This window comes from Paenibacillus sp. 1781tsa1 (genome assembly GCF_024159265.1).
Taxonomy (GTDB): Bacteria; Bacillota; Bacilli; order Paenibacillales; family Paenibacillaceae; genus Paenibacillus.
Genome location: NZ_JAMYWY010000001.1, coordinates 5,299,414 through 5,323,523, shown reverse-complemented (window position 1 = coordinate 5,323,523; position 24,110 = coordinate 5,299,414). Strand labels below are relative to the sequence as shown.

Below are 24,110 nucleotides of genomic sequence, written 5' to 3'. Positions count from 1 at the left end.
CTTTCTTTGGTTGGAAAGTAATGATGTGGACTGTTAAAATCAATCTTATAAGTTGGACTACGATTCTTGTATATTTAATGAAGGGAAGAACCTATACATATGACAACAGCGCTGCACATGAATAAAAAAATCGTTCGGCGTTTTTTGCTGCAAACGCAAGCTTTGCTAGAACGTTGGCCCGCAGTTTCCTTACCATCGGGACCCGATCAAGTTTTGAGTTTGATTCGCTCCCTTGGTTGCGTGCAGATCGATCCTGTGGCTGCTGTAACCGGGAACCAGCATCTGGTGCTGGGTGCTCGTGACCCGGGTTATACGGCTGACAGCTTAAATTCGCTGCTGAGTGATCATAAGGTGTTTGAATATTTTGCAAATGCTGCCTGTGTCATTCCAATCGAAGATTATGCTCTCTTTGAACCTGTGCGTGCCCGATTAAGAGATCGTCTGGCTCCATCTTTGCAAGGTTTGGAGAAAACAGTGCAGCATGTGTTACAGCGTTTGAAGGAGGAAGGACCTTTACCTTCAAGAGCCTTCCGTGCTGTTGAACGGGTAAGTGGTTATTGGGACAGTGCAGATGTGCCAAAGACGAAGGATACCACACTTGCTCTGAATCTACTGTTAGACTCTGCTGTGATTCGTGTGGTGGCGAGGCAGGGGAATGAACGTTATTTTCATATTACCGAATCCGGATTGCAGCAACAGGGACTTCCGGTGAAAGAAGATATGGATGTGTTGGCCCAGAGGCAGGCTCTGCTGGATAAATACATTCATGCGTATCGTGTCGTAGATGCCCGTGATCCCCGTCTGGGTTGGCTAAAATCTACAGCGGCTGAACGACGCGCCGATATGGCTGCCCGTGTGTCAGATGGGAGAATGATCCCGCTTAATGTGGAGGACGTGGCGACGCCTTATTATATTCGAGCTGAAGATGAGGATATGCTATTGCACATGGAGAGGGAAGAGCCACACTATGATCCATCAGGCCCGGTACGTTTCCTGCCGCCACTGGACAACCTGTTATGGAGAAGAGAACGGATTGTCGATTTATTCGATTTTCATTATAAATGGGAGATATATACGCCAGAGGTGAAAAGAACCTACGGTTATTATGCCATGCCGATTCTTCACGGTGATCGGTTGATCGGACGTATGGACCCGCGACTTGATCGTAAAACTGGAGTACTTACCGTTCGTTTGTTATCAATGGAAGAGACTGCTCCACCTGTGGAGGAATGGCTTACGGATTTTCGGGAGGGGCTTCAATTCTTTGCGTCCATGCATGGAGCGCGTTCGATCACTATCGAGAAGACGGTACCGAAAGAGCTGAAAAAGCTGCTTAAATCGATTTGATTAGGGGATGGACATGAAAGCATGAAGAGGTACAGAAACTGGAATTGATAAAGGGAATGGAGACGGACTAAGAAGTAATAAAAAGCACAAAAAGAGGAGCCAATGGCTCCTCCCTCATTGATAGTACAATCAGATCTTTAGCATGACATCAGAAGTGCTAACGAAAAACCTAAGTTTACATCCACGCCAAAACTTCTTTAGTTCACCAGATGGGGCACTTCAACGTTTGGATCAACGTCTGCTTCATAATCCACACCATCGGTTTCAAAACCAAACAGTTGGAAGAATTCGCGACGATAACCTTCCAGATCGGACAGATCGTAGATGTTCTCTGTGGTCAATTCATTCCAGAGCTTAGCCACTTCTTCCTGAACATCAGCTCTCATCTCCCAATCGTCAATGCGAATGCGTCCTTCTGCATCGGTTGGAACTTCTCCCCCCGCATACAGGCGATCAGCGAACAAACGTTGCAATTGCTCGATGCATCCCTCATGCAAGCCTTTTTCTTTCATGACTTTGTACAATGCTGAGATGTACAGCGGCACCACTGGAATCGCGGAGCTGGATTGAGTCACCAGCGCTTTGGCTACAGTTACGTAAGCACGTCCGCCTTTGGCACTTAGACGATCATTCAGCTTGAGTGCAGTCGCTTCCAGATGATTCTTGGCCTGACCGATGGAACCATCACGATAGATGGCATGGGTAAGTTCAGGACCGATGTAGGAGAAAGCAATCGTTGTTGCATCATCCGCAAGTACGCCGCCTTGTTGCAAGGCATCCATCCACAGTTCCCAATCGTCTCCACCCATAACCGTTACCGTCTGACGAATTTCTTCTTCGGTTGCCGGGTCCAGCGTAACGGAACTGATTTCACCTGTGTGGAAGTTTACTGTTTTATTTGTGTAGGATTGTCCGATAGGCTTCAGCACAGAGTTGAATACTTCACCCGTGTTTGGATCGGTACGGCGTGCTGAGGCTACGCTGTATACGACCAGATCCACTTGACCGAGTTCACTGCGAATCAGTTCAACGGCTTTGTCTCGTGTTTCGTTTGCGAATGCATCACCTGTGATGCTATACGATTTGAGGCCTGCTTCTTCAGCGGCTTTTTCGAATGCAGCAGAGTTGTACCAGCCTGCTGAAGCTGTACGTTTTTCTGTAGAACTGCTGGGACGGTAGATTCCGATCGTATTCGCTCCCGCTCCAAAAGCAGAGACAACGCGTGACGCCAATCCGTATCCGGTGGAAGCACCGATCACGAGCACATTACGCGGTCCTTTCAGTTCCGGCTGTGATTTTACATAATCAATCTGTTCCTGCACTTGCGCAGCGCAACCTACAGGGTGGGAAGTGGTACAAATAAAACCACGTGTTCTTGGTTTAATAATCATTTATTTGCATCCTTTCATATTCAGCTCATGTTTCAGCATTTCGATAAAATGCTCGTATACATACCTCCTTATTGTAAAACAATTACCTCGGAAACGGAAACCGTTTCGTTTGATTTCGCCGGAAGGGTGGCGTTATATCTCTAATTTTGCGATGATGTGAATAGAATGTACTCGCTTGTTAGGATAGAAAGGACAGGGATACCATGCTGAAGGAACGCATTGAACTGCTAAGCAAAAGAAAACAAATCTCCCGTAAAGACCTAGTGGATGGTCTGGTCACGCAGGCCCACTTTGCAAATATTCTGGCGGATCGTTATCCGCTTCCTGAGGATTTGGCAGAAGCTATCGCCGGGCGTCTTGGGGTATCCCCTTCCTATATTATGAAGGCTGCGGCTCAGGACGAGGAAACACTCGAACGAGCAGAGGTCATCTTCGAACAAATGTCTGTTCCAGCGTCAGCGATATCCGAAGATACGGTGCATGCACTGGCAGATCGAGATGACACGCTGACTGTAGAGCTGACAACGGCCTTGATGAAGGCAGTCTATTATCAGCAGTTAAACGATGCAACGGCACATGAATATATACATACGTCCTACCTTAATTTTTACCTGGAGAAGTATGGTCGCCCAGACGATATTGATCTGCCGCGCCCGTTAGTCAAGGCACTTTTATTCTATAAAATACAATATTATCGCTCCAAAATGGCCTTTGTAGATGTACTAACTCACGCAACCAGGCTCAGTGAGCTGGCGCTTCCTGGCAGTGAATTCTGGCTGTCTGTGCAAAATATCAAGATGGAAGCCTACATCCAGGTTAAACAGTATGAAGAGGCGAAACAGGTATTTGAGCTTACGATGCGGCATGTATATGATCAACGGATGTTTCATCGGTTGTCCGGGCTATATGTGGCATATAGTGGCTATTGCTTCGCAATGGGGCTGGTTCAGGAGGCACTCTCGGCATTAACCATGGCAGAGGCAAACCTCGTGTATGCCGGCAACCAGGGAGATCTGGTGACGGCGATTGCCAACAATCGGATTGTCATGTTAACGATGACAGGTGAACTGGATCAGGCACAGGCTGAGATTGAACGATTTGAGTCGCTATTGCAGCAGGAAACCGAAGAAACACAGCTCGCGATGCGGCCGCTCGTCAATGTATATCAATGCGAAGTGGCTCTGGCGCGGAAGAACTGGGGCGTGCTCGCGCAAAGTGTAGATCAACTCTTGAAATGTGCAACAACACAGGATCAGCAGATGAGCGCAGCCTTCTACCAGAGCCATCTGGCTCTTGCGCATGGAGATCGCGAAGTTTTCATGGAGCGGGCGCTTGCCTGTCTGCCTTATTTTGAATCCGCACAGCATGTCATGCGACTTGAACCGTTATATGAGGGGATGGCCGTAGTATCCGAGGATCAGCGGAAATACAAGGAAGCAGCCATGTATTATCGGAAGCTGGTGTATCTGTTACGCAAAAAATAGAGCGGAAAAGAGCATGAAACTTCCTAAGTGAGGCATTATTTTGTCTACTGCCTACGTATTTTCCACAAAATATAGCTGCCAATCATGAAATGAAGATCGGTTAAGCAGATCTTTTTTTGTGAAATAAGTATAAGACTTTACCAAAGAAACGATTATCCGGTCATTCAATTACCGGATTTTTCGTTTTTTTTGTATGCCGCCAGAAGGGTATTCAAGGACAAGCCGCGGTGTTTATAATTTAACTATAAATTAAAATAAAACAAATGAGGTGTTTACTATGGGATGGTTCGGTAAAAAGAACAAACAGGAAGATGCGATTGCTAAAGCGGATAAAATGATGAATAAAGGACTCACTGGCATGATGATGAAAGGTTTCGTATCCAAGGAACATCGGGAGGCAATCAACCAAAGTCTGGATTCGGCAAAGCAGGCACAATTGGCCGCGAGTGGTTCGCTTCCATTAACGGCAACAGCAACGGTGGTGACAATCACCGATACAGGCAAACTGATCAATTTTGATCCGATTGTTGTGCTTGTATTGGATGTGACAGAGACCAACGGTAACCAGTATCAGCGAACCTTGGAGACACTGGTGTCCAAAATGCAGATTCCACGAGTTGGAGATCGGGTGGGATTGGGTCAGAATCCAGCGAATCCGTCCGAACTGATCTATATGGGACTAGTGTCCATTTAGAAGGTCTTTGCTTATAAGACAGTGATATCCCATGCGTATAATACGTATAACAACGATTAATAGATACATGAAACTAAAGGTATGGATAGAGATAGTAAGAGAAGGATTAAGAGAGGGTGGATCATATGGTAGGTTTCCTGAGATTCATTGGCGTATTAACTGTGTTCGGAGTGGGGTTCTCCCCATTTCTGGCACAGAAGATGTGGGATGATCCGTTTATGATTATGCAGGCATGGTGGTATACTCCGGCGATCTTTGCCGGGTTTGCACTGATCTTTGTTCCTGCGATTTTGAGCAATATTTTCGGCGTAGGTCGAGTCAAGACAGGTTTACCGGCAGTGGGGGTCATTAAGAGCGTACAACAGACAGGCACGTATATTAATGAACAACCGGAGGTTCGATTGGGTCTGACAGTTTCGCGTAAGGGGCGCGAGAAATACGATACGGAGATGAAAACCGTTATTCCACTGACCTCCATGGCGCAGTTCCAGCCAGGCAATTTCATTCCGTTAGTGGTCTCTGTGAAAGATGAGCGCAAGGTAGGGCTTGATATGAATGGGCAATTATCACAGGAGGATATGCAGCAATTGCTGGATGAAAAGATGGTACAGCAAGGGGTATCCCCTGAGATGATGGATATCGCAAGAACAGGCGAAAAAGCGATAGCCAAGATCCTCGATGTCACTCCACTTGGCAGTGGAGGCAGTAATAAGATCAAGCTTCAACTCAAACTCAGCATAACAAAGACAAATGGTGAAACGTTCAATGTGACAACGCAAAAAGAAATTTTGTCATCTGCACTGCCGCAGGTGCAGCAAGGCCATATCATTAACGTCATTTATTCAAGACAAGACCCGACAAAATTGGTGTTGGCATTGAATGTACAGGAGCGACAATTAAGTGACTTATTCTCTTCCTGATGAAATAGACAATAGGGAGGTCGTACACGTCATAACCATGACATGTACGACCTCCTTTTGGCATTTGGTATGTAGGAGAGATGCAAGCAACGTACTACTTTCAGACAATACCGAGGCGCATGCGATAAGAAAAGAGGACTCTTCTGGATTCTCCATCAAATATACGATTAGCCAGCGCTCTGAACTCGTCAGCAGCTTTTAAAAGATCATCCGCTCCGAGCTTCAACGCCGTTTGCAGGCCGCCTTGGCTTAGGGCGAGATTGACGTATCGATCGGCTGTGAATGTCTCGTGGTGATGAAACACGATTTCCCGAACATATCGGAATAGCCCGGACTGCTGAATCTGCTGCAAATGCCCATCCTTGCTCCATTTGTGTGCCTGACTATCCTGGGGAGCCAGACTCGCTGCTCGATGATCTGCTTCCTTATTGAGCTGCAGATAGGCTTGTTCCAACTGCCAGTCTAACATTGGCGGCCAGTCGCAATCGTAGGCTGCAAATATGCCCCCTGTACGAAGTACACGTGCAAACTCGTGTAGCGTGGGTTGCGGCTCCATCCAGTGAAACGATTGCGAGCAGGTCAGCACATCCACACTGCCATCGGGAAGTCCGAGGTCATGAGACAAGCCGGACACAAATCGGAGGTTATCCGGTTTCCCGGCAGCTTCCCACTTGGATTCTGCTACAGACCTCATGTCATCACTGGGTTCGAAGCCGATGATGCGTTCTGCCTCATTAAGCCAGATCCACGAAGATAAGCCGGTGCCACAGCCAACATCTGCGACCATGCGCGGTGTGCTGCCAAGATATGTCGTTAGAATATCCACCACTTCAGTTGGAGCAGCTGGTCGGTTCTGATCGTATAACGTACCAAAACCTTTGAAACGTTCCACATTGTTGCGTCTAATGTCTTGCATGGATAAACCTCCTTCGGTCAGATGGATGATGGAGAGTCAGCTGTGATCAAAATTTGTATAGGCCTATATTATATCATTCATTGTTGGGTAGTTTGTTCATGACGTTCTGCAAATGTTCAACGGCTCGGATATGACGTCTGAGCAATTCCTGTCCAACATGAACAGGCTCAATTACGGTCAGCTCCGAACCAAACGACAGCAGGAAAGAGTAGAGCCATTCCCCTACATTCAGTTCGAGAGACACACGAAGCCTGCCATCAGGCTCTTTTTTAATGAGGGATGGTTCGAAAAAATCATACACCCGGTATGCAATATTGTTGGAGAATGAGAGTGTCAGAGGAGTCAGGACAGGAGCTGCCTCTAATTCAGGATGTGTTGACCCCACATCAACAGGGTGATCGAGTTTTCTCGTTAGAAAGGTCAATTGGGTGATCCGTTTCATCTTGAATGTCTCGAATTCTCTCCGATCAGGATCATCATGGATATATCCTTTGAAGTACCATGTACTGTTTTTGAATATAAGCTTCCGTGGCTCCACCGTTGGAATGCTCTTCTCTCCATCCGAATTAACATAGTGGAACGTAATCAGTTGATTCGTTAAAATGGCTTGTTTCACTTGATTAAAAAGTTCTCTCTCTTGCAGGGGGATGCTGCCCCATGGTGAGAAATTGAATTCGATCCAATCCAGCTTATGATCAAACAGGGCGGTCAGCCGTTGCAGCATATGAGCACTATTAAGGTGTGGGATTGCACTGATGCTGTATAGTCCCATCAAAATTTCGTTCTGGTCTTCTTCCGACAACAGGGACTTGTCCATGACATAGTTGTCCATCAGATGAATACCGCCATGCTTTCCGGTCGTGGTATAGACGGGGATGCCTGCAGCGCTTAGCCGGTCGATATCACGGTACACCGTACGTACAGAAATCTCGAACATACGGGCGAGTTCGGGTGCAGTGGCCTTCTTTTTCTCCAATAACAAAAGCAACATTCGAAATAATCGGTTATTTTCCATGCTCTGATTATACCATGACAATAGGTGTCAGGGTATGGGTGGTACACTGGTTACATAGTCTTGTTGAGATATGAAGGAGGAACTGGTCATGACAATGAAAGAAGGATTTTACTGGGGGGGCGCAACGGCTGCCAATCAATTCGAGGGTGGATGGAACCAGGGCGGCAAAGGGCCAAGCACATCTGACATGATGACTGGGGGAACCCACACGATTCCACGCCGGATTACACCTGTATTGGAAGAGGGCACGTATTATCCAAGCCACGAAGCGGTTGATTTTTACGGGCACTACAAAGAAGATATTGCCATGATGGCAGAGATGGGTTTCAAAATGTTCCGCATGTCCATCAACTGGTCCCGAATCTATCCGAACGGTTACGATCTGGAGCCAAACGAAGAGGGATTGCAGTTCTACGATAATGTCTTTGCCGAGTTGAAAAAGTACAATATTGAGCCGCTCGTAACGATCTCCCATTATGAAACGCCATTCGGTCTGACACAGAAGTATAACGGCTGGGCTTCCCGTGAAGTCATCGACTGTTATATCCGTTATTGTACAACTCTCTTCAACCGCTACAAAGATCAAGTGAAATACTGGCTGACATTTAACGAGATCAACTGTCTGACGATGCCAATGGGTGCTTATATGGCTGCAGGTATTCTGTTTGAAGGCAAAGAAACGCTGGTCGATGGAGTGGATGATCCACAGACTCGTTTCCAGGCACTACATCACCAATTCGTTGCTAGTGCCAAAGCGGTGAAGCTGGGACACGAGATCAACCCTGATTTCCAGATCGGCTGTATGGTTGCGTTCATGACCACATATCCAAACACATGTAACCCGGACGACATGTTGCTTGCACAGAAGAAAGACCAAATTTCCAACATGATCTGTGGTGATGTACAGGTTCGCGGTGCGTACCCTGGATTCGCTAAACGTTTCTTCGCCGAAGAGGGCATTAAAATTGAAATGCAACCAGGAGACGAGCAGACACTGCGTGAAGGCTGCGTAGACTTCTACTCCTTCAGTTATTACATGTCTTTGGTTGAAAGTGCAGATGAGTCCCTGGAGAGAGCTGAAGGCAATCTGCTAGGGGGTATCAAAAATCCATATCTCGAAGCTTCCGATTGGGGATGGCAGATCGATCCAAAAGGACTGCGTTACACGCTGAATCATTTGTATGATCGTTACCAGATTCCACTGATGGTCGTTGAGAATGGCCTGGGTGCTGTCGATGTGGTTGAGGAAGATGGCTCCATTCAAGATGACTATCGCATTGATTATCTGAAAGGTCACATTGAACAGATGAAAGAAGCGGTAGCGGATGGCGTAGACCTCATTGCCTACACGATGTGGGGATGTATCGACCTGGTTAGTGCATCCACTGGAGAGATGAAGAAGCGTTATGGCTTCATTCATGTCAACAAGGACAACGACGGTAACGGAGATTTGAGCAGAACACCGAAGAAGAGCTTCCACTGGTACAAAAAAGTTATCGAATCCAATGGTGAAGAGTTGTAATTTGGTATAAAAATCAAGACCCGTCTGTTCCTTGAAATAGGACAGGCGGGTTCTTATAGGTTCTGAACTCGTTCAGGATGGATTAAGGATCAAATATAAGAATATAAAAATACCCGGCAATCCTTCAGTTAAGGAAAGCCGGGTATTTCTATGTGCGTGGGCTGTCGGAGATTATGCCAGCCTTCTGCTTTGCAGTTGGGACATGCGCTCCAAATGCCGACGATAAAACCATATGCATGTGGAGAGCCAGCATCCACTTAAGAAGTATCCGCCAACGATATCACTTGGATAATGAACACCCAAGTAGATACGACTTATACCAATGGTCAGTATAAAGACGGCACTGGCAATGATCATCAGTACACGTCCGGTGACGGTGGGTACATGTTTCCAGATGAGAAAGGCCAGTCCGCCATACAGGCTAAATGCGGCCATGGAATGTCCACTGGGGAAGCTATATCCGCTCACTTCAATAATTCGGTTAATGGTAGGTCTGGCACGTTGGAATACCAGCTTGAGCAAAGCATTTAACAGGGTTGAACCGGCGAGCACACAAGCGAGGAAGAGTAGTTCGCGTTTGTGTCGCAGCCAAACGTATAACACAATCATGGCAATGATTGTAATGAAAACTACAGGCATTTCACTGCCGATCCAGGTGAAAAACTGCATGAATTTCGTCATGCCGTGGGATTCCAACCCCTGAATCCAGCCGATCAGCGTATCATCAAATCGATGAATCTGGTTATCGCTGATGGATAGGGCGATGCTTATAAAAGCGATCATGCATAACGCTGCAACGAGCAGCGGGAATGAGATGTTCTTTTTCCAGTTGTGCATCAAATGTTGAGATCCTCCGTGATCGTTAATTTCGTTTGTTGTCTCCTTGCTTATGTTGGACATAACGATATTTGTATTGTGCTATAATTTTACAATAAATATAGCACCAATAAAAATATGTAACCTTTACAACGTTTGTTCAAGCAGAGCATGTAGGAGGGGCGGTCGGAATGAAACGACGGTTGGTGATGTTTATGTCGATCTTATTGTTGGTTACGTCTGGATTAGCTCTATTTCCCGGAGAGAAAGTGTATGCTTGCAGTTGTGTGGAGAGTGATGCTCAAAAGAGATTGGAAACGTATACCACGGTATTTACAGGAGAAGTGGTGAAGAAAGGCGGATCGCAGATATACCGGTATAATGGGGTAAGAGAGTATACCTTTGATGTAGATTCTGCATGGAAGGGAGTCAGTGCCAAAAAGATGAAAATTGTGGGGAAGGGCGGAGGGTCTGACTCCTGTGGCATCGAATTTGAACAGAATCAGTCTTACCTGATCTTTGCTAGTCTGGATGAACGAGACAACAGGCTACATACGAATCTGTGCAGTGGCAATGTTCCAATTGAACAAGCTGGAGACGATCTGAAACTGCTGGGTGCGGGAAAGGTTGTAAGTAAAGAAGATTTTGGAGAAACCAATGATGGTGATGGGCGAACTGGGCCTTTCTATCTTATCTTATACAGTGCAATCATTTTATTAGCAGCATTGGCAGTACTGTGGCTCTGGAGACGAAAGAAAAGAATCTGATTGCCCAACGAAAAAAGAAGCCAATCCCCGTACAGAGCGTTAAGATCTATTGGCGTTCCATACGGGGATTTTTAGGAGTGGCGTCAAAATTGTATCCATTTGGAGTCGAGATTATCGATCTTATGAAACTAGTTTAACTGCAACATGTATTCATAAGCTGTGACACCAAATACCCGTTTGAAATGCCGGTTCAGATGGGTCAGATCAACGAATCCGCAATCGGCAACAGCAGCGTAGACGTCCTTCTGCTTTTCGATGGATTGACGGGCACGCTCCACCTTGCAGTTTAAGAAAAACTGGTAGGGGGAAATACCTGCTTGTGACTTGAATTCACGGATAAATTGAAACTTGGACATGCCAAATTCGGCGCTCAGGTTGTCCAGCTTGAGCACATCTTCGGTGCTGCAGGACATCATTTCCTTAGCTTTTCGAACCAGGCTGTCCTGAGGCACCCAGAGCTTGGGATGCATCTCCTTCTGAGCCAAAAGGTGAACCAGATCGAAGACTCTTTCGCTGCACTCCGCTTCGTCCTGTCTGTGCTGAACGGCATCGTTCAGCATCAGGATCTTCCGTGCAAGCTCGGGATCATAGACGATTGGACTTCCAAAACGCAATTCCTTTTTGCCTATAATCTCCTCTACCAAATCCGGCTTCAGATACAGCATCACGTAATCAATGCCTTCTCTATCATAGGAGCTACCATCATGGGACTGCTCACGATTGAACAACATGACACCATTTTGGTGAGATGCCTGATATTGTCCATCCAGGTTGTATTGTTGAATGCCACGCAGGGTTACGCCAACCGCATACTCTTCGTGGCAATGTTTTTTGTATGCAAAATCAGTAAAGCTGGCGGATAGTGCCAGCACGTCTTGTGACTTTTTATAGTTGAACCGTTCCATGCAGCACACCTCCCAAGCTTTAGATCAATCCGGATACTATAATGGCTGAGTATAACAAAAAAAGGGCCATGAGAATACTCAGTAATTTTTGGTGCCGATTCAGCAACGTTCTGAAAACCGTGCCAAACACAACCCAACTGGAGTAGGCCAGAAAACCTATGAAGGTAATGAGCAATACGAACAGGAACGATGAAAATGAGCTTTGGTAAAAGGGAAATACATAGCTTGGAAGGACTGTGAAGGTGAACAAGACCACCTTGGGATTGACAAATTGCATGATAAAACCGTTCCCAAATCCGGTAACTTGTGTCGGTGCATCCTCAGTGGTACCCATCTTGTAGATCTGATACGCCAGATATACCATATAGATGCCGCCGACAATCTGCATCACCTTCAGAATTCCGGGCAACACGTCGGCAAGAAGATGATTAAGGAAAGCTGATGCGGTAAGCAGCAGACCAAATGCCAGCGTGGCTCCCCATACATAGTTCATCGTTTTTCGCGCGCCTACCTTCTGAGTGGACGATAGAATGACGATATTGCTAGGCCCGGGGGTAAAGGTAACGACGATGCAATAGATTAAAAAAGATGCAATATTCATGACGAAGCGCTCCTCTGGTTGTAGTCTAGTTCCATGATCATACGTCCAGAGGGAAAAACCATATAGTACATTATTGCAGCAGGTACACGGATAGCAGCAGGGCTCCGTTTAAAAGATAAGGAGTAGTTTTCTTTTTTTATGATTGCGTTTACAATTTAAACGGAGCACAATACGATCAGACCACTTGAGGAAGTGAACGTAATGAAGAAAATGCTGCTAGTCTATATTTTGCTAATCTCGGCATTTGCGCTGTATGTGTTGAGATTCGAATATACCAGTCAGGTTAACAGTTCATGGGAGGACCGGGGGCTGCGCGGTGATATCGGAGAGACGTATATCATGATTACATTCCAGTCCGGGCTGGAGTATTGGAAGAGCCCGCTTAAAGGCTTCGAGGATGCTGCGGATGCGCTTGGTGTGACCGTAGAATATCGCGGAGCTACCCGGTATGATGCGAAGGAGCAGACGATGGTAATCGAGCAGGCCATCGCTCGCAAACCGGCGGGCATTGCCATATCTGCAATCGATCCACAATCGTTAGTTCCAGCGATTAACAAGGCAGTCGATGCAGATATCCCTGTTGTATTATTTGATGCGGATGCACCGGATAGCCAGGCCTATTCTTTTCTGGGGACAGATAATTACAAGTCGGGTGTAATGGCCGCTGATAAAATGGCTGAACTGCTGGGGCGTGAAGGAGAGGTTGCGGTATTAACCTTGCCTGGACAACAGAATCATGAAGAGCGAACGAAAGGCTTCCGCGATACGATCGAGGCGAGATATCCTTCCATGCAGGTCGTTGAAGTTGCAGATGGGCACGGTGATGCGATGGTGTCCAGAGACGAAACACTGAGAATGATGAAGGAACGTCCGGAGCTGGCGGGTATTTTTGTGACTGAAGCCACCGGAGGAGCAGGATCGGGAGAAGCCGTTCAAACTGCCGGTGACAGACATCCTTTGCAGATTATTTCATTTGATACGAATAAGGCTACATTGGATATGATCAAGAACGGGACGATCTCGGCTACAATTGCACAGGGAACCTGGAATATGGGGTATTGGTCACTCCAATATTTGTTCCATCTGCATCACCAGTTGACGGTTCCTGCTCCATCGTCATCCGGTGAAAATGCACCGCTTCCCGTGATGGTGGACACGGGGATCTCCGTCGTGACACGTTCAAATGTGGATGATTACTATGCCAAATAACAAGGAGCATTTTAAGCGTCAGAGGCCTTGGAGCAGAATAGAGATTCTCTCCACTTTCAAGAACGGGATTCGGCGTTTGCGCTTGCGTAATATGCCCCTTCGCTATCAGCTAATGCTGCTTTTTTTGCTATTCGCCATTGTACCCTCTGTAGGACTCGGCTTGCTTGTGAACTGGACGGTGGAGCGGGTTGTTGAGCGACAGGTTGAAGGGCATACCATGCAACTGATTGGCAAAGTGAATGAAGCCCTGAACAGTAAGATGGAGAATCTGCAAAATATGACGTATCTGATTGCTTTTGACCCGGATATTGATGCTTTTATGAACGACAACATGCCGTTGAATGATGATGATGATGCAGACAGTGAACCGATGAACATGGACACCAATGCTGAAACGGAGCAAAATCGGTTATATGGCATCAAGCAAACCTTACAGGGGTTCACAACGTTGTATCCTGAAATAGCCGGAATTGTTCTCGTCAATGGAAGCGGTGACTATATTAGCAACGAGATGTATCCCCGAGCAGAGCAGAGCCTGATCCAGGAAAATTGGTACCAAGAAGCCGCGGCCAATCCGGGCATATTCATGGTATTGGGTCAGCCAAAAGAGCGTAATCTCACGACACATGTACGGTACAAGGATGATGAGATTGTATCGGTTGCGCGTTCCATAACGGATGAAGCGTCAGGACGTGTGCGGGGCGTTATTATGATTGATCTTAAACTAAGGTCCGTCTCTCAGGCTGCCCGTAATGTAACCTTGGGGAAATCCGGTTATGTGATGGTGACGGATGCAGAGGGTCAAAGTGTATACAAGCCGGAGCACCCGCTAATAGAACACATTCCCACAGACTGGTTCCCCTCTGGTGAGAGTGGAACATTTACCGCCGATACAGAAGGTGGAACGTTATTATTCATGTATCAGTCGTCCACCTTTACGGGGTGGAGAACGGTAGGGGTATTTCCCACAAGAGACTCGATATCCGAAGTACGCCAAATCCAGTTTTATGTGGTTAGCTTTGTATTTGTGGTGTGTTTATTCGGACTTAGCGCCTCTTTATGGTTCTCGCGTTCCATTGCCCAGCCGATTTTCCGGCTCATGTCCTATATGCGCAGGGCGGAGACGGGTAATCTCAGACCAGGCCGGTGGAGCGATCGGGCGGATGAGATTGGTATGCTTGGCAACAGTTATAACCGAATGCTGGCACAGATTCGAGAACTGATATCGCTGAATGAATTGCGAGAACGGCAGAAGCGAGATGCTGAAATGCGAAGTTTGCAGGAGCATATCAAACCTCACTTTTTGTACAATACCCTGGATACAATTCATTGGATGGCACGCAAAGAGGGTGCAGACGATGTATCCGGCATGGTTGGCGCGTTATCTCGATTATTTCGGATCGGGCTTAGTAAAGGACAGGATTACATTCCGCTGCACTCTGAGCTTGAGCATATGACCAGTTATCTGCAAATTCAGCAGACACGGTATCGCGATCGTCTTCAGTATACATTGAATATTCCAGAGGAACTGCGGGACCTTTTTGTGTTAAAGCTGCTGCTTCAACCCCTGATAGAGAATGCAATCTATCATGGAATCAAGGGCAGGCGTGGGCCGGGACACATTCGGGTGGAGGCCAGATTGGAACATAGCAGACTGCTGCTGACTGTTCAGGATGATGGAGCCGGGATGTCCAACGAACGGCTTGCCGAGATGTTGCATCTGCTCGAAGCTCCTTTGGCAAGTCTGGAAGCGTCTTCGCCTGGGATCACAGGCAAAAGTTATGGGATGTTGAACGTGCAAGCCCGTCTCCGGCTGTCCTTTGGCGATGAGTACGGTATTGTGCTGGAGAGCGAGGAGGGTCAAGGAACGAGTGTGACCATCATTCATCCGTTGATGCGAGAGCTGCCACCAATCCAACAAATCAATATCAAAGAGAGGCAGGAGAATGAATGGGAAAATTCATGAAATCGACCCCGACAACTTCCGCTGAAACGGACGAGACATCTGCATCGAACACGGTAATGGAGATTACGTCGGATAGCCACGTCGCGAAGAAGTATCGCGTGCTCATCGCTGATGATGAACCGATCATTCGTGAGGGAATTCGGGATGCAATTGACTGGACAACTCTCGGGATGGAGGTTGTAGGTGAAGCGGAAGACGGTGAGGAAGCGCTGGAACGGGCGGCTGACTTGGGTGTGGATATTGTTCTCGTTGATATGAATATGCCATTCCTGAACGGAATCGAACTAATCCGTGCCCTTCAGCAGAAGTGCCCAGGCTGTCGTTACCTGATCATCTCCGGACATGATGAATTTGCATATGCGCAGGAGGCGGTTCGTCTAGGCGTAGAGGATTACATCTTAAAGCCTGTACAAGCAGAACAATTACATGCTGCGCTTGAGCGATTACATCGGCGACTTACGGAAGAGCACCAGAGGACGGTCTATGTCCAACAGGCAGCTCATCAGATTGAACGGAATATCCCGCTGCTTCGCCAGCGATTTATGCTGGAGTGGCTGGAAGGTCAGGCTGCAGGGAAGGTTCTGACGGAACAGCTTGAGTTTTTGCGTCTGCCCGCAGTTCCACCTATGCAGATAGGGATTGTGCGGTGGCCTGCCGCTGAGGCACGTCAGACGATACTGAGAGAGAATGATCGTCAGTTGTTTCTGTTTGCAGTGGAAAATATAATCAGTGAACTGCTGGCTGACCTGCCACATGTTCTGTTTCGGGACGTAAGCGGGTTGATCGGCATGTGTCTGTGGCAGGAAGCTCCCGAAGACATAGAGTCCCTTCTGGAACAGCAGGTCAGTTCATGCCTGAATATTGCCATTCATGCTCATCTGGAGACACATGCAGGGACACTGGAAGAAACGCCGGATACGTACCGTCATTGCCGTGAACGGGTATACGAAGAAGTGCAGTTGTCCCCTCTGGTTCGCCGGGCAAAACAACTAATTCAAGAAGAGTATGCCGAGCGGGAACTAACGTTGGAATCGCTCGCTTCCCGCCTGCAAGTATCTGCCGTATATCTTAGTCGTGTGCTGAAGAAAGAGCTGAATGATTCTTTCGTCACGCTTGTCACGCATGCTCGCATTCGCAAAGCCATACAGCTGTTGGACTCCACAACACTGCCGATGCACACCATAGCCGAGCGTGTAGGTTACGACACCCAGCATTATTTCAGCACCGCGTTCAAAAAAACAATGGGCATTTCACCAGTACAGTATCGAAAGAACGGAGGAACGGCTTATCGTCCTTCGGCGAATTGATTATCGTAGTACAGTTGTTCATTCAGCCATGTGGTACGTGAGATGGATGTGTTCTACTTCGTGTGAAGCGAAGCGGAGCATGTCCTTTTTTTGATCCTAAACTGATTCTTTATGGACCAGGCTCACAACGGACAATTCCATCAAAAGTTAAATTTTTATAAAAAAGGTTCAAAACGTGCAAAGACCTTGGGGCTCCTGCAATGCTACCATTGATCTCAGACAGGGACAGCAAGGAACAGGATGCACTACATGTATTGTAAGCGTTATCTTATAACTCATTTAGAACCGTATGACGTGAGGAAAGGGGAACTTCATATGAAAAAAGGAGCAATGCTCATCTGGCTTCTGGTGATGACTCTGATGCTCTCGGCCTGCAATCTGGCAGAGAGTGGTCCAGGCAGCAAGGAAAAGGGATATGTCGGTATATCGATGCCGACCAAATCATCAGAGCGATGGGTGGGAGATGGGGAGAATATGGTCCGTCTCTTCCAGGAGCAGGGGTACAAAACCGATCTCCAGTATGCTGAGGATGTAGTCGAGAATCAGATTTCACAGATTGAGAACATGATCACCAAAGGTGTGGATGTGATGGTCATCGCGTCTGTGGATGGCAACACACTGACAGATGTAATCAAGAAGGCGCATGATGAAGGGATCCAGGTGATCTCGTATGATCGACTCATTCGCAATACGCCTTATTTGACCTATTATGCCACGTTCGACAATTTTAAGGTGGGTGTGCTTCAAGCCTCCTACATTGAACAAAAGCTTGGACTCAAGGATGGAAAAGGACCGTATAACATTGAGTTGTTTGGCGGCTCCCCAGATGATAATAATGCCTATTTCTTCTTCGACGGCGCGATGTCTGTGCTTAAGCCGTACATTGAATCCGGCAAACTGGTCGTACGCAGCAAGCAGATGACGATGTCTCAGATTGCGACCTTGCGCTGGGACGGTGCACTGGCCCAGTCACGGATGGATAACCTTCTGAGTGCCTATTACTCAGGTGATCATCTGGATGCCGTGTTATCTCCTTATGATGGAATCAGTATTGGTATCATCTCATCTTTGAAAGGGATCGGTTACGGTACTTCGAACAAGCCACTTCCTGTTATTACAGGACAGGATGCCGAACTTGCCTCGATCAAGTCGATTGTGGCCGGGGAACAGACGCAGACCGTGTTCAAGGATACGCGGAAGCTAGCGGAGAAGACGGTGGAGATGGCCAATAGTATTTTGCAAGGGAAACAGGCGGAAGTTAATGATGAAAAATCATATAACAACGGAATTAAGATTGTTCCAGCGTATCTCCTAGATCCTATCTCCGTGGATCGTACCAATGTGGAACAGGATATCGTGGGTACCCAGTATTACACGAAAGAAGAAATCGGACTGAAATAATAAATGAAAGGAGCACATCCCATGGCCGGAATCATTCTGGAAATGAAGAACATCACCAAGACCTTTCCTGGCGTTAAAGCGCTGGAAAATGTCAATCTGAAAGTCCGTGAAGGCGAAATTCATTCGATATGTGGTGAGAATGGTGCAGGTAAATCTACGTTGATGAAAGTGTTGAGTGGAGTATATCCACATGGCACGTATGAAGGCGACATTTTATTCCAGGGCAAAAAATGTGAGTTCAAGGATATCAAGCAGAGCGAGGATCTGGGAATTGTCATTATACATCAGGAGTTGGCCCTGATTCCCTACCTTTCGATCGCGGAAAATATATATCTGGGCAATGAACGTGCCCACAGAGGCATTGTGGACTGGAAAGAGACATTTGTGGGTACACGGGAGCTGCTCTCGAAGGTGGGGCTGAGCGAAAATCCGAATACACTCGTATCCAATATCGGGGTAGGCAAACAGCAACTGGTCGAAATTGCGAAAGCGCTCTCCAAGAAGGTAAGACTGCTCATCCTGGATGAGCCAACCGCTGCGCTGAACGAGGACGATAGTGAAAATCTGCTGCAATTGATGTTGGAATTCAAGAAGCAGGGCATCGCCTGTATCCTGATCTCGCACAAGCTGAATGAGGTATCCAAGGTGTCTGATTCCGTGACCATTTTACGGGACGGCAAGACGATTGAGACGTTGGATATGAAGAAGGAGAAAGTGACGGAGGACCGGATTATTAGCGGGATGGTAGGACGTGATCTCACCAGTCGTTACCCGGAGCGTCATGCCACCATAGGTGAAATTATCCTTGAGGTGAAGGACTGGACGGTATATCACGAACATCATGCCGAGCGGAAAGTACTGGATCAGATCCATATGAATATCCGACGTGGTGAGATTGTCGGGATTGCCGGGCTGATGGGGGCTGGGCGTACCGAGCTGGCCATGAGTATCTTTGGCAAATCCTATGGCCGGAATATTACGGGACAGCTCATCAAGAATGGTAAACCCATTCAAAACAATACGGTCACGGAGGCCATTCAGAATGGATTCGCTTATGTGACAGAAGACCGTAAGGAATACGGACTCATTCTGATGGATGACATCAAGCGCAACATCTCCTTAACGGGTCTCGGCAAGCTGACGCGAAACGCGGTAGTGAACGAGCGCGAAGAAGTGCTGGTAGCGGAAGAGATGAAGAAAAGCATGAACATCAAAGCCCCAAGTATTTTGCAGAAGACCGGTAATCTGAGTGGTGGTAACCAGCAAAAAGTGGTGCTCAGCAAATGGATTTTTGCGGGACCGGATATTCTTATTCTGGATGAACCTACACGCGGGATTGATGTGGGAGCGAAATTCGAAATCTATACCATCATTCATCGGCTTGCTGCGGAGGGCAAGGGCGTACTGGTAATCTCATCCGAGCTTCCGGAGGTTCTTGGCCTGTGTGACCGGATCTACGTAATGAATGCCGGACGAATTACCGGTGAAGTCAGCCGGGAGCAAGCATCGCAGGAAACGTTGATGAGATATATGACCAAGTCTGGAGGCGGCAAGCATGGAAATGATAACTAAACTGTTCAAAAATAATATCCGTCAATACGGCATGATAATTGCCCTGGTAGTGATTATGCTCTTGTTCGAGGTACTGACAGGCGGGCTGTTGCTCAAGCCGATTAATATAACGAATCTGATCTTGCAGAACAGCTACATTTTGGTGCTGGCGATCGGGATGGTGCTGGTCATCATTACCGGACATATTGACTTGTCTGTTGGTTCCATTGCAGCATTTGTTGGTGCTGTTGCCGCAATTATGATGGTAGATTGGCAGCTTCCGGCCTGGCTTGCGGTCATCGCATCCTTGCTGGTAGGCGCTTTGATCGGTGCATGGCAAGGCTTCTGGATTGCATATGTACGAATTCCGGCATTTATCGTGACGCTGGCAGGGATGCTTCTGTTCCGCGGTTTGACGATGATTGTGCTGGAGGGACAGTCGATCTCTCCTTTTCCGGGTGGATTCCAGAAAATAAGCTCGGGTTTCCTGCCGGACATTCACTTCTCAGGCTTTGGTCTGGTATCCATTATTGTGGGTCTTGTACTCACCGTCTGGTACATTGTCAATGAACTGCGGGAACGCCGTTCCCAGCGAAAATATGGCTTCGAGGTTGTGTCACAGGGACTATTTCTGCTCAAGTTGATTGTGGTGGCTGCCGTGACAAATCTGTTTACATTTGTACTCGCGAGTTACGCGGGGATTCCGAATATTTTGGTCCTGCTGTTTGTCCTGATCATCGTATACTCCTTTGTGATGAACCGTACCGTTATGGGACGGCATGTGTATGCACTTGGAGGTAATGAGAAGGCCGCGGGACTGTCCGGAGTGAAAACAAAAAAAGTAACCTTCTGGGTTTTCGTGAACATGGGTACGCTTGCCGCGGTATCCGGGTTGATCTTCGCCGCACGTCTGAATGCCGCTACGCCAAGAGCGGGTACCAACTTTGAACTGGATGCCATTGCAGCCTGCTTCATCGGAGGTGCTTCCGCTTCAGGGGGCATAGGTACAGTATTTGGTGCCATCATCGGTGGTTTGGTTATGGGTGTGCTGAATAACGGGATGTCCTTGATTGGTCTCGGTATTGACTGGCAGCAGGGAATTAAGGGATTGGTCCTGCTGCTCGCTGTAGCGTTTGATATCTATAATAAAAATAAAAGATCGGCGTAACACTGGACAAAATGAAAAAACAGACCTTGATCTCAGGATCAGGTCTGTTTTGCTGTATGCACAACTTATTTACATTAAGGCATCGAGAAAACGTGTGGCGATTCCAAAATAGATAAACAGGGACAAGATATCATTTAATGTGGTGATTAATGGGCCAGAGGCAACAGCCGGGTCGACTTTGAAACGACTAAGCAGAAGCGGGATGCAGGTACCGGTCAGTGTACCAATGACAAGAGTGAAGAACAGAGACACCCCAATAATGGCGCCAAGCAGCCAGTCCCCTTGCCAGACATAAGCAATGACGGTGATCAGCAATCCACAGACCAATCCAATCATGATGCCCACTTTGATCTCCCGACCAATCAGTGCGAGTACGGTGGCCTTGTCGAGTTTGCGTCCGATTAGTCCTCGTACCACGACAGCCAGAGATTGTGTACCTGTATTACCGGTCATACCCGCGATCATCGGCATAAAGAATGCCAGTGCGACAACCTGATTCAGTGTATCCTCGAAAAAATCCACGATGCTTCCCGAGATTAGGCCAATCAGCAGCAATAGAATGAGCCAAGGGAGTCTGCGTCTGACGGCAACGAGTGGTTTGGTATCAAAGTCAATATCCTTGCCGCCCCCACCCATCTTGGCCAAATCTTCACTGGCTTCATCCATAATAATATCGATGACATCATCCATTTGGATAATACCGCATAACCTGTGATTCTCATCTACCACTGGAAGCGCCATAAACTCATAGCGTTGCAGAAGCTGTGCTGCTTCTTCCTGGTCCATATCAACCGTTGCGTGGATTACCCGTCGGGTCATCAGTTCTTCAACCTGGGTCTTGTCGTCAGCCAAGGCAAGGGATCGATAACTCACAACGCCGACCAGTTTACCTTCATTATCGGTCACATAGAGGTAACTGGAGGCCGAGATATGCATGGTGCCTTGCGATTGACGTAAGGCTTCCCTGGCTGTCTCATGGGCGAGCAAGGTCCGATATCGGTCCGTCATGATGCGTCCAGCCGTCTCCGGCGGATAATTAAGCAGGGACCGAATAATGGCAGAGTGGTCCAGATTCATGGTGGACAGCAATTCTTCTCTGCGTTTGGCAGGCAAATCGTGCATGAACCGGATCAGATCACTTTTGTCCATCTGCTGCATGACTTCAAGCGTTCGTTCCGGCCCGAGTCGTTCAAACAGTTGAATCTGTTCGTGCAGCTTCAGGGTCTCGGCGAGATCCGCCAGAGCATCCGGTTTGAACAGGAGAAGAAAGCGATTGGTTTCTTCTTCAGGAAACTTTTTATATACGAGTGAGAGGTCGTAGGGATGCAGTTCTTTCACCAATTTATAGAAATCGGGAAGGTTCCGGGATTGCACATGTTGCACGAGTTGTTCTGTGATCTCCTCCACGGAGAAATCTTTCTTGGTATGAGATCCGTTCATCTCGACACTCCTTTCTAAACGGTCAGCTTCATATTTTTAAACGAAATGGGTTGGCGGTTAAACAAATGGAGGGAAAAGAGCGCACCCAAAATGATATTGTAATCTTGCTCAAACATTCGATATGGGCTTACAAACAGCCGCTGCAAGGATATACTTGTTGTACAGCAACAGACGAGGAGGACGTGAGCTAGTGGAAGTAGATATCAGAACACAATTGCTCAGCATGGTTGAGCCGGAGTATCAGAAATTCTCGGCTGCGCTTATTCCCAACATCACGAATGTACTAGGTGTAAGATTGCCAGCCTTACGAAAGATTGCCAAGCAGATTGCTGCCGGGGATTGGCGCACGTATCTGGAAACGGCAGAGGATAAATATTTTGAAGAAGTGATGTTGCAAGCCATGGTCATTGGACATGTACAGGCTGATCTGGACGAGCTGTTAAAGGCTATTGAAACATTTGTACCGAAGATTGACAACTGGTCGGTGTGCGACAGCTTCTGTGCGGGACTGAAATATACGAAGGTCCATTCGGAGCCCATGTGGGCGTTCTTGCAGCCCTATCTGAGATCAGATCAGGAATATGAAATCCGGTTTGGTGTGGTTATGCTGTTGAATTTTTATCTGAATGAGAGATATATCGATCAGGTTCTATCCGCATTCGATCAGATTAGGCACGAGGCGTATTATGTGAAAATGGCAGTTGCTTGGGCCATCTCAATGGCTTATGTGAAACAACCTGAAGTGACCATGCGTTATCTAAAGCATAATACCTTGGACGATTTTACGTATAATAAGGCACTTCAGAAAATCACGGAATCTTATCGCGTTGATCCAGAGAGCAAGCAGATGATCCGCAGTATGAAACGTAAGGTGAAAAAGCAGATTACCTCCTAGTTCTAGCATTAAGCATTCCACCGGGGAGAGGGCGGTAAACGAATGAGAAAAAAGTTGATGTACACCACGATGCAGTTGGACGGTCGTCCATGGGTGCTGCTCGCTACGGAACAGGGATTGTGCCGAGTGGTTATGCCCAACGAAACACTGGAAGATTGGAACGGCTGGATACAGAAAGTTGCACCTGGCGTGGAACTGGAAGAGAACGAACATGCGCTGAAACAAACAGGCATGATGGACTGGTTACAGTCCTATTTTGCAGGAGAACCGATGGCTTATACAGATGCAATCCCACTGGACTTGATCGGAACGAACTTCCAGCAGGAGGTATGGAGAGAGCTAGGGCGTGTGCCTTATGGTGAAATTCGTACCTATGGTGATATAGCTGCTGCGGTTGGAAGACCTTCGGCTGTGCGAGCGGTTGGGGCTGCCAATGGGGCCAATCCGATTCCGGTTCTATTACCCTGCCACCGCATTATCGGGGCCAATCGCAAGCTGACCGGGTTCCGTGGAGGTCTGGAGATGAAGCGCAGGCTGCTGGATATCGAACAGATTGAAGGTGTGACCGATGGAGGGCATGCGCGGTTTCATTTTTAATAGACTCGCGTAATCGAGAAGATTACGGTGATTGGACAGGGCAGGCACTTTATTGTGCCTGTTTTTTTGCATGTATTAAGGTAGCGTAATACAAACGTTCCGCATATGGAACGCCAACGTTTTACGTATTTTTGCCCGGTGAAACCGTATGGTACCATGGATCATAGATCAATCGGTATCCGGGGGACGAATGCCGGG

Annotated in this window: 21 protein-coding genes; 14 read left to right on the top strand and 7 right to left on the bottom strand. The window is 47.5% G+C overall.

The annotated features are described in order from the left end of the window. Positions 1–99 precede the first annotated feature (99 nt). Positions 100–1,347, top strand: a complete 1,248-nt coding sequence (locus NKT06_RS23990) for a DNA glycosylase AlkZ-like family protein (RefSeq protein ID WP_253440001.1) — start codon at positions 100–102, stop codon at positions 1,345–1,347. Positions 1,348–1,544: 197 nt separating this feature from the next. On the opposite strand, the gene fabV is transcribed toward NKT06_RS23990, so the two are convergent. Next, complete coding sequence (fabV, locus tag NKT06_RS23985; protein WP_253439998.1) at positions 1,545–2,738, bottom strand: enoyl-ACP reductase FabV; 1,194 nt, start codon at positions 2,736–2,738, stop codon at positions 1,545–1,547. 203 nt (positions 2,739–2,941) lie between these two features. Here fabV and NKT06_RS23980 point away from each other — a divergent pair, with 203 nt between their 5' ends. The 3 genes from NKT06_RS23980 (at position 2,942) to NKT06_RS23970 (ending at position 5,836) form a co-directional block, all read left to right on the top strand. Continuing rightward, the gene (locus NKT06_RS23980; protein ID WP_253439993.1) at positions 2,942–4,222 is read left to right on the top strand and encodes an XRE family transcriptional regulator; all 1,281 of its coding nucleotides are present in this window, start codon (positions 2,942–2,944) and stop codon (positions 4,220–4,222) included. Between the two features lie 277 nt (positions 4,223–4,499). Next, positions 4,500–4,916, top strand: a complete 417-nt coding sequence (locus NKT06_RS23975) for a hypothetical protein (protein ID WP_074096159.1) — start codon at positions 4,500–4,502, stop codon at positions 4,914–4,916. 125 nt (positions 4,917–5,041) lie between these two features. Continuing rightward, a complete protein-coding gene (locus NKT06_RS23970; protein ID WP_253442767.1) occupies positions 5,042–5,836 on the top strand; it encodes a hypothetical protein in 795 nt (264 codons plus the stop codon). A 100-nt stretch (positions 5,837–5,936) separates the two neighbouring features. Here the strand turns inward: NKT06_RS23970 and NKT06_RS23965 are convergent, their stop codons facing one another. Both NKT06_RS23965 and NKT06_RS23960 read right to left on the bottom strand, forming a co-directional pair. After that, positions 5,937–6,752 carry a class I SAM-dependent methyltransferase gene (locus NKT06_RS23965; protein WP_253439990.1) on the bottom strand — a complete coding sequence of 272 codons (816 nt, stop codon included), beginning with the start codon at positions 6,750–6,752 and terminating at the stop codon, positions 5,937–5,939. A gap of 73 nt (positions 6,753–6,825) precedes the next feature. Further along, positions 6,826–7,767 carry a helix-turn-helix transcriptional regulator gene (locus NKT06_RS23960; RefSeq protein ID WP_253439987.1) on the bottom strand — a complete coding sequence of 314 codons (942 nt, stop codon included), beginning with the start codon at positions 7,765–7,767 and terminating at the stop codon, positions 6,826–6,828. 88 nt (positions 7,768–7,855) lie between these two features. Between NKT06_RS23960 and NKT06_RS23955 the strand changes: the two genes are divergently transcribed. Continuing rightward, entirely contained in the window at positions 7,856–9,289 is a 1,434-nt protein-coding gene (locus NKT06_RS23955; protein WP_301290117.1) for a glycoside hydrolase family 1 protein, read from the top strand. A 171-nt stretch (positions 9,290–9,460) separates the two neighbouring features. Here the strand turns inward: NKT06_RS23955 and NKT06_RS23950 are convergent, their stop codons facing one another. Beyond that, on the bottom strand, positions 9,461–10,126 hold the full coding sequence (locus NKT06_RS23950; protein ID WP_253442764.1) for a phosphatase PAP2 family protein: 666 nt from the start codon (positions 10,124–10,126) through the stop codon (positions 9,461–9,463). 170 nt (positions 10,127–10,296) lie between these two features. Between NKT06_RS23950 and NKT06_RS23945 the strand changes: the two genes are divergently transcribed. Continuing rightward, positions 10,297–10,872 (top strand): hypothetical protein, encoded by a 576-nt coding sequence (locus NKT06_RS23945; protein ID WP_253439982.1) that lies wholly within the window; start codon positions 10,297–10,299, stop codon positions 10,870–10,872. A gap of 128 nt (positions 10,873–11,000) precedes the next feature. Here the strand turns inward: NKT06_RS23945 and NKT06_RS23940 are convergent, their stop codons facing one another. Beyond that, on the bottom strand, positions 11,001–11,777 hold the full coding sequence (locus NKT06_RS23940; protein ID WP_253439980.1) for an AraC family transcriptional regulator: 777 nt from the start codon (positions 11,775–11,777) through the stop codon (positions 11,001–11,003). Between the two features lie 19 nt (positions 11,778–11,796). Next, on the bottom strand, positions 11,797–12,378 hold the full coding sequence (locus tag NKT06_RS23935) for a LysE family translocator (protein WP_253439977.1): 582 nt from the start codon (positions 12,376–12,378) through the stop codon (positions 11,797–11,799). A gap of 201 nt (positions 12,379–12,579) precedes the next feature. On the opposite strand from NKT06_RS23935, the gene NKT06_RS23930 reads away from it, so the two are divergent. From NKT06_RS23930 to mmsB, 6 genes are all read left to right on the top strand, one after another. Next, the gene (locus NKT06_RS23930; RefSeq protein WP_253439974.1) at positions 12,580–13,587 is read left to right on the top strand and encodes a substrate-binding domain-containing protein; all 1,008 of its coding nucleotides are present in this window, start codon (positions 12,580–12,582) and stop codon (positions 13,585–13,587) included. Next, positions 13,568–15,553, top strand: a complete 1,986-nt coding sequence (locus NKT06_RS23925) for a cache domain-containing sensor histidine kinase (RefSeq protein ID WP_483311593.1) — start codon at positions 13,568–13,570, stop codon at positions 15,551–15,553. The genes NKT06_RS23930 and NKT06_RS23925 overlap by 20 nt, the downstream gene beginning before the upstream one ends. After that, on the top strand, positions 15,538–16,860 hold the full coding sequence (locus NKT06_RS23920) for a response regulator (RefSeq protein WP_483311592.1): 1,323 nt from the start codon (positions 15,538–15,540) through the stop codon (positions 16,858–16,860). The genes NKT06_RS23925 and NKT06_RS23920 overlap by 16 nt, the downstream gene beginning before the upstream one ends. A gap of 315 nt (positions 16,861–17,175) precedes the next feature. Continuing rightward, positions 17,176–18,261, top strand: coding sequence for a multiple monosaccharide ABC transporter substrate-binding protein (gene chvE, locus NKT06_RS23915; RefSeq protein WP_301290116.1), 1,086 nt, complete (start codon positions 17,176–17,178; stop codon positions 18,259–18,261). A 21-nt stretch (positions 18,262–18,282) separates the two neighbouring features. After that, positions 18,283–19,833, top strand: a complete 1,551-nt coding sequence (gene mmsA / locus NKT06_RS23910) for a multiple monosaccharide ABC transporter ATP-binding protein (RefSeq protein WP_253439971.1) — start codon at positions 18,283–18,285, stop codon at positions 19,831–19,833. Continuing rightward, positions 19,817–20,980, top strand: coding sequence for a multiple monosaccharide ABC transporter permease (gene mmsB / locus NKT06_RS23905; RefSeq protein WP_253439968.1), 1,164 nt, complete (start codon positions 19,817–19,819; stop codon positions 20,978–20,980). The genes mmsA and mmsB overlap by 17 nt, the downstream gene beginning before the upstream one ends. 69 nt (positions 20,981–21,049) lie before the next feature. Here mmsB and mgtE read toward each other — a convergent pair whose 3' ends face one another. After that, entirely contained in the window at positions 21,050–22,420 is a 1,371-nt protein-coding gene (mgtE, locus tag NKT06_RS23900) for a magnesium transporter (RefSeq protein ID WP_253439965.1), read from the bottom strand. 190 nt (positions 22,421–22,610) lie between these two features. Between mgtE and NKT06_RS23895 the strand changes: the two genes are divergently transcribed. Further along, positions 22,611–23,315, top strand: a complete 705-nt coding sequence (locus tag NKT06_RS23895) for a DNA alkylation repair protein (protein ID WP_253439962.1) — start codon at positions 22,611–22,613, stop codon at positions 23,313–23,315. Between the two features lie 42 nt (positions 23,316–23,357). Next, positions 23,358–23,912, top strand: a complete 555-nt coding sequence (locus NKT06_RS23890; RefSeq protein ID WP_253439959.1) for a methylated-DNA--[protein]-cysteine S-methyltransferase — start codon at positions 23,358–23,360, stop codon at positions 23,910–23,912. Positions 23,913–24,110 lie beyond the last annotated feature (198 nt).

Bases quoted from the DNA above. Each gene is read 5' to 3' on its own strand.
- NKT06_RS23940 (WP_253439980.1), bottom strand. From the start codon at position 11,777: ATGGAACGGTTCAACTATAAAAAGTCACAAGACGTGCTGGCACTATCC.
- NKT06_RS23945 (WP_253439982.1), top strand. From the start codon at position 10,297: ATGAAACGACGGTTGGTGATGTTTATGTCGATCTTATTGTTGGTTACG.
- NKT06_RS23920 (WP_483311592.1), top strand. From the start codon at position 15,538: ATGGGAAAATTCATGAAATCGACCCCGACAACTTCCGCTGAAACGGAC.
- mgtE (WP_253439965.1), bottom strand. From the start codon at position 22,420: ATGAACGGATCTCATACCAAGAAAGATTTCTCCGTGGAGGAGATCACA.
- NKT06_RS23990 (WP_253440001.1), top strand. From the start codon at position 100: ATGACAACAGCGCTGCACATGAATAAAAAAATCGTTCGGCGTTTTTTG.
- NKT06_RS23950 (WP_253442764.1), bottom strand. From the start codon at position 10,126: ATGCACAACTGGAAAAAGAACATCTCATTCCCGCTGCTCGTTGCAGCG.
- mmsB (WP_253439968.1), top strand. From the start codon at position 19,817: ATGGAAATGATAACTAAACTGTTCAAAAATAATATCCGTCAATACGGC.
- NKT06_RS23960 (WP_253439987.1), bottom strand. From the start codon at position 7,767: ATGGAAAATAACCGATTATTTCGAATGTTGCTTTTGTTATTGGAGAAA.
- NKT06_RS23955 (WP_301290117.1), top strand. From the start codon at position 7,856: ATGACAATGAAAGAAGGATTTTACTGGGGGGGCGCAACGGCTGCCAAT.
- NKT06_RS23965 (WP_253439990.1), bottom strand. From the start codon at position 6,752: ATGCAAGACATTAGACGCAACAATGTGGAACGTTTCAAAGGTTTTGGT.
- NKT06_RS23970 (WP_253442767.1), top strand. From the start codon at position 5,042: ATGGTAGGTTTCCTGAGATTCATTGGCGTATTAACTGTGTTCGGAGTG.
- NKT06_RS23930 (WP_253439974.1), top strand. From the start codon at position 12,580: ATGAAGAAAATGCTGCTAGTCTATATTTTGCTAATCTCGGCATTTGCG.
- chvE (WP_301290116.1), top strand. From the start codon at position 17,176: ATGAAAAAAGGAGCAATGCTCATCTGGCTTCTGGTGATGACTCTGATG.
- fabV (WP_253439998.1), bottom strand. From the start codon at position 2,738: ATGATTATTAAACCAAGAACACGTGGTTTTATTTGTACCACTTCCCAC.
- NKT06_RS23925 (WP_483311593.1), top strand. From the start codon at position 13,568: ATGATTACTATGCCAAATAACAAGGAGCATTTTAAGCGTCAGAGGCCT.
- NKT06_RS23975 (WP_074096159.1), top strand. From the start codon at position 4,500: ATGGGATGGTTCGGTAAAAAGAACAAACAGGAAGATGCGATTGCTAAA.
- NKT06_RS23890 (WP_253439959.1), top strand. From the start codon at position 23,358: ATGAGAAAAAAGTTGATGTACACCACGATGCAGTTGGACGGTCGTCCA.
- NKT06_RS23935 (WP_253439977.1), bottom strand. From the start codon at position 12,378: ATGAATATTGCATCTTTTTTAATCTATTGCATCGTCGTTACCTTTACC.
- mmsA (WP_253439971.1), top strand. From the start codon at position 18,283: ATGGCCGGAATCATTCTGGAAATGAAGAACATCACCAAGACCTTTCCT.
- NKT06_RS23980 (WP_253439993.1), top strand. From the start codon at position 2,942: ATGCTGAAGGAACGCATTGAACTGCTAAGCAAAAGAAAACAAATCTCC.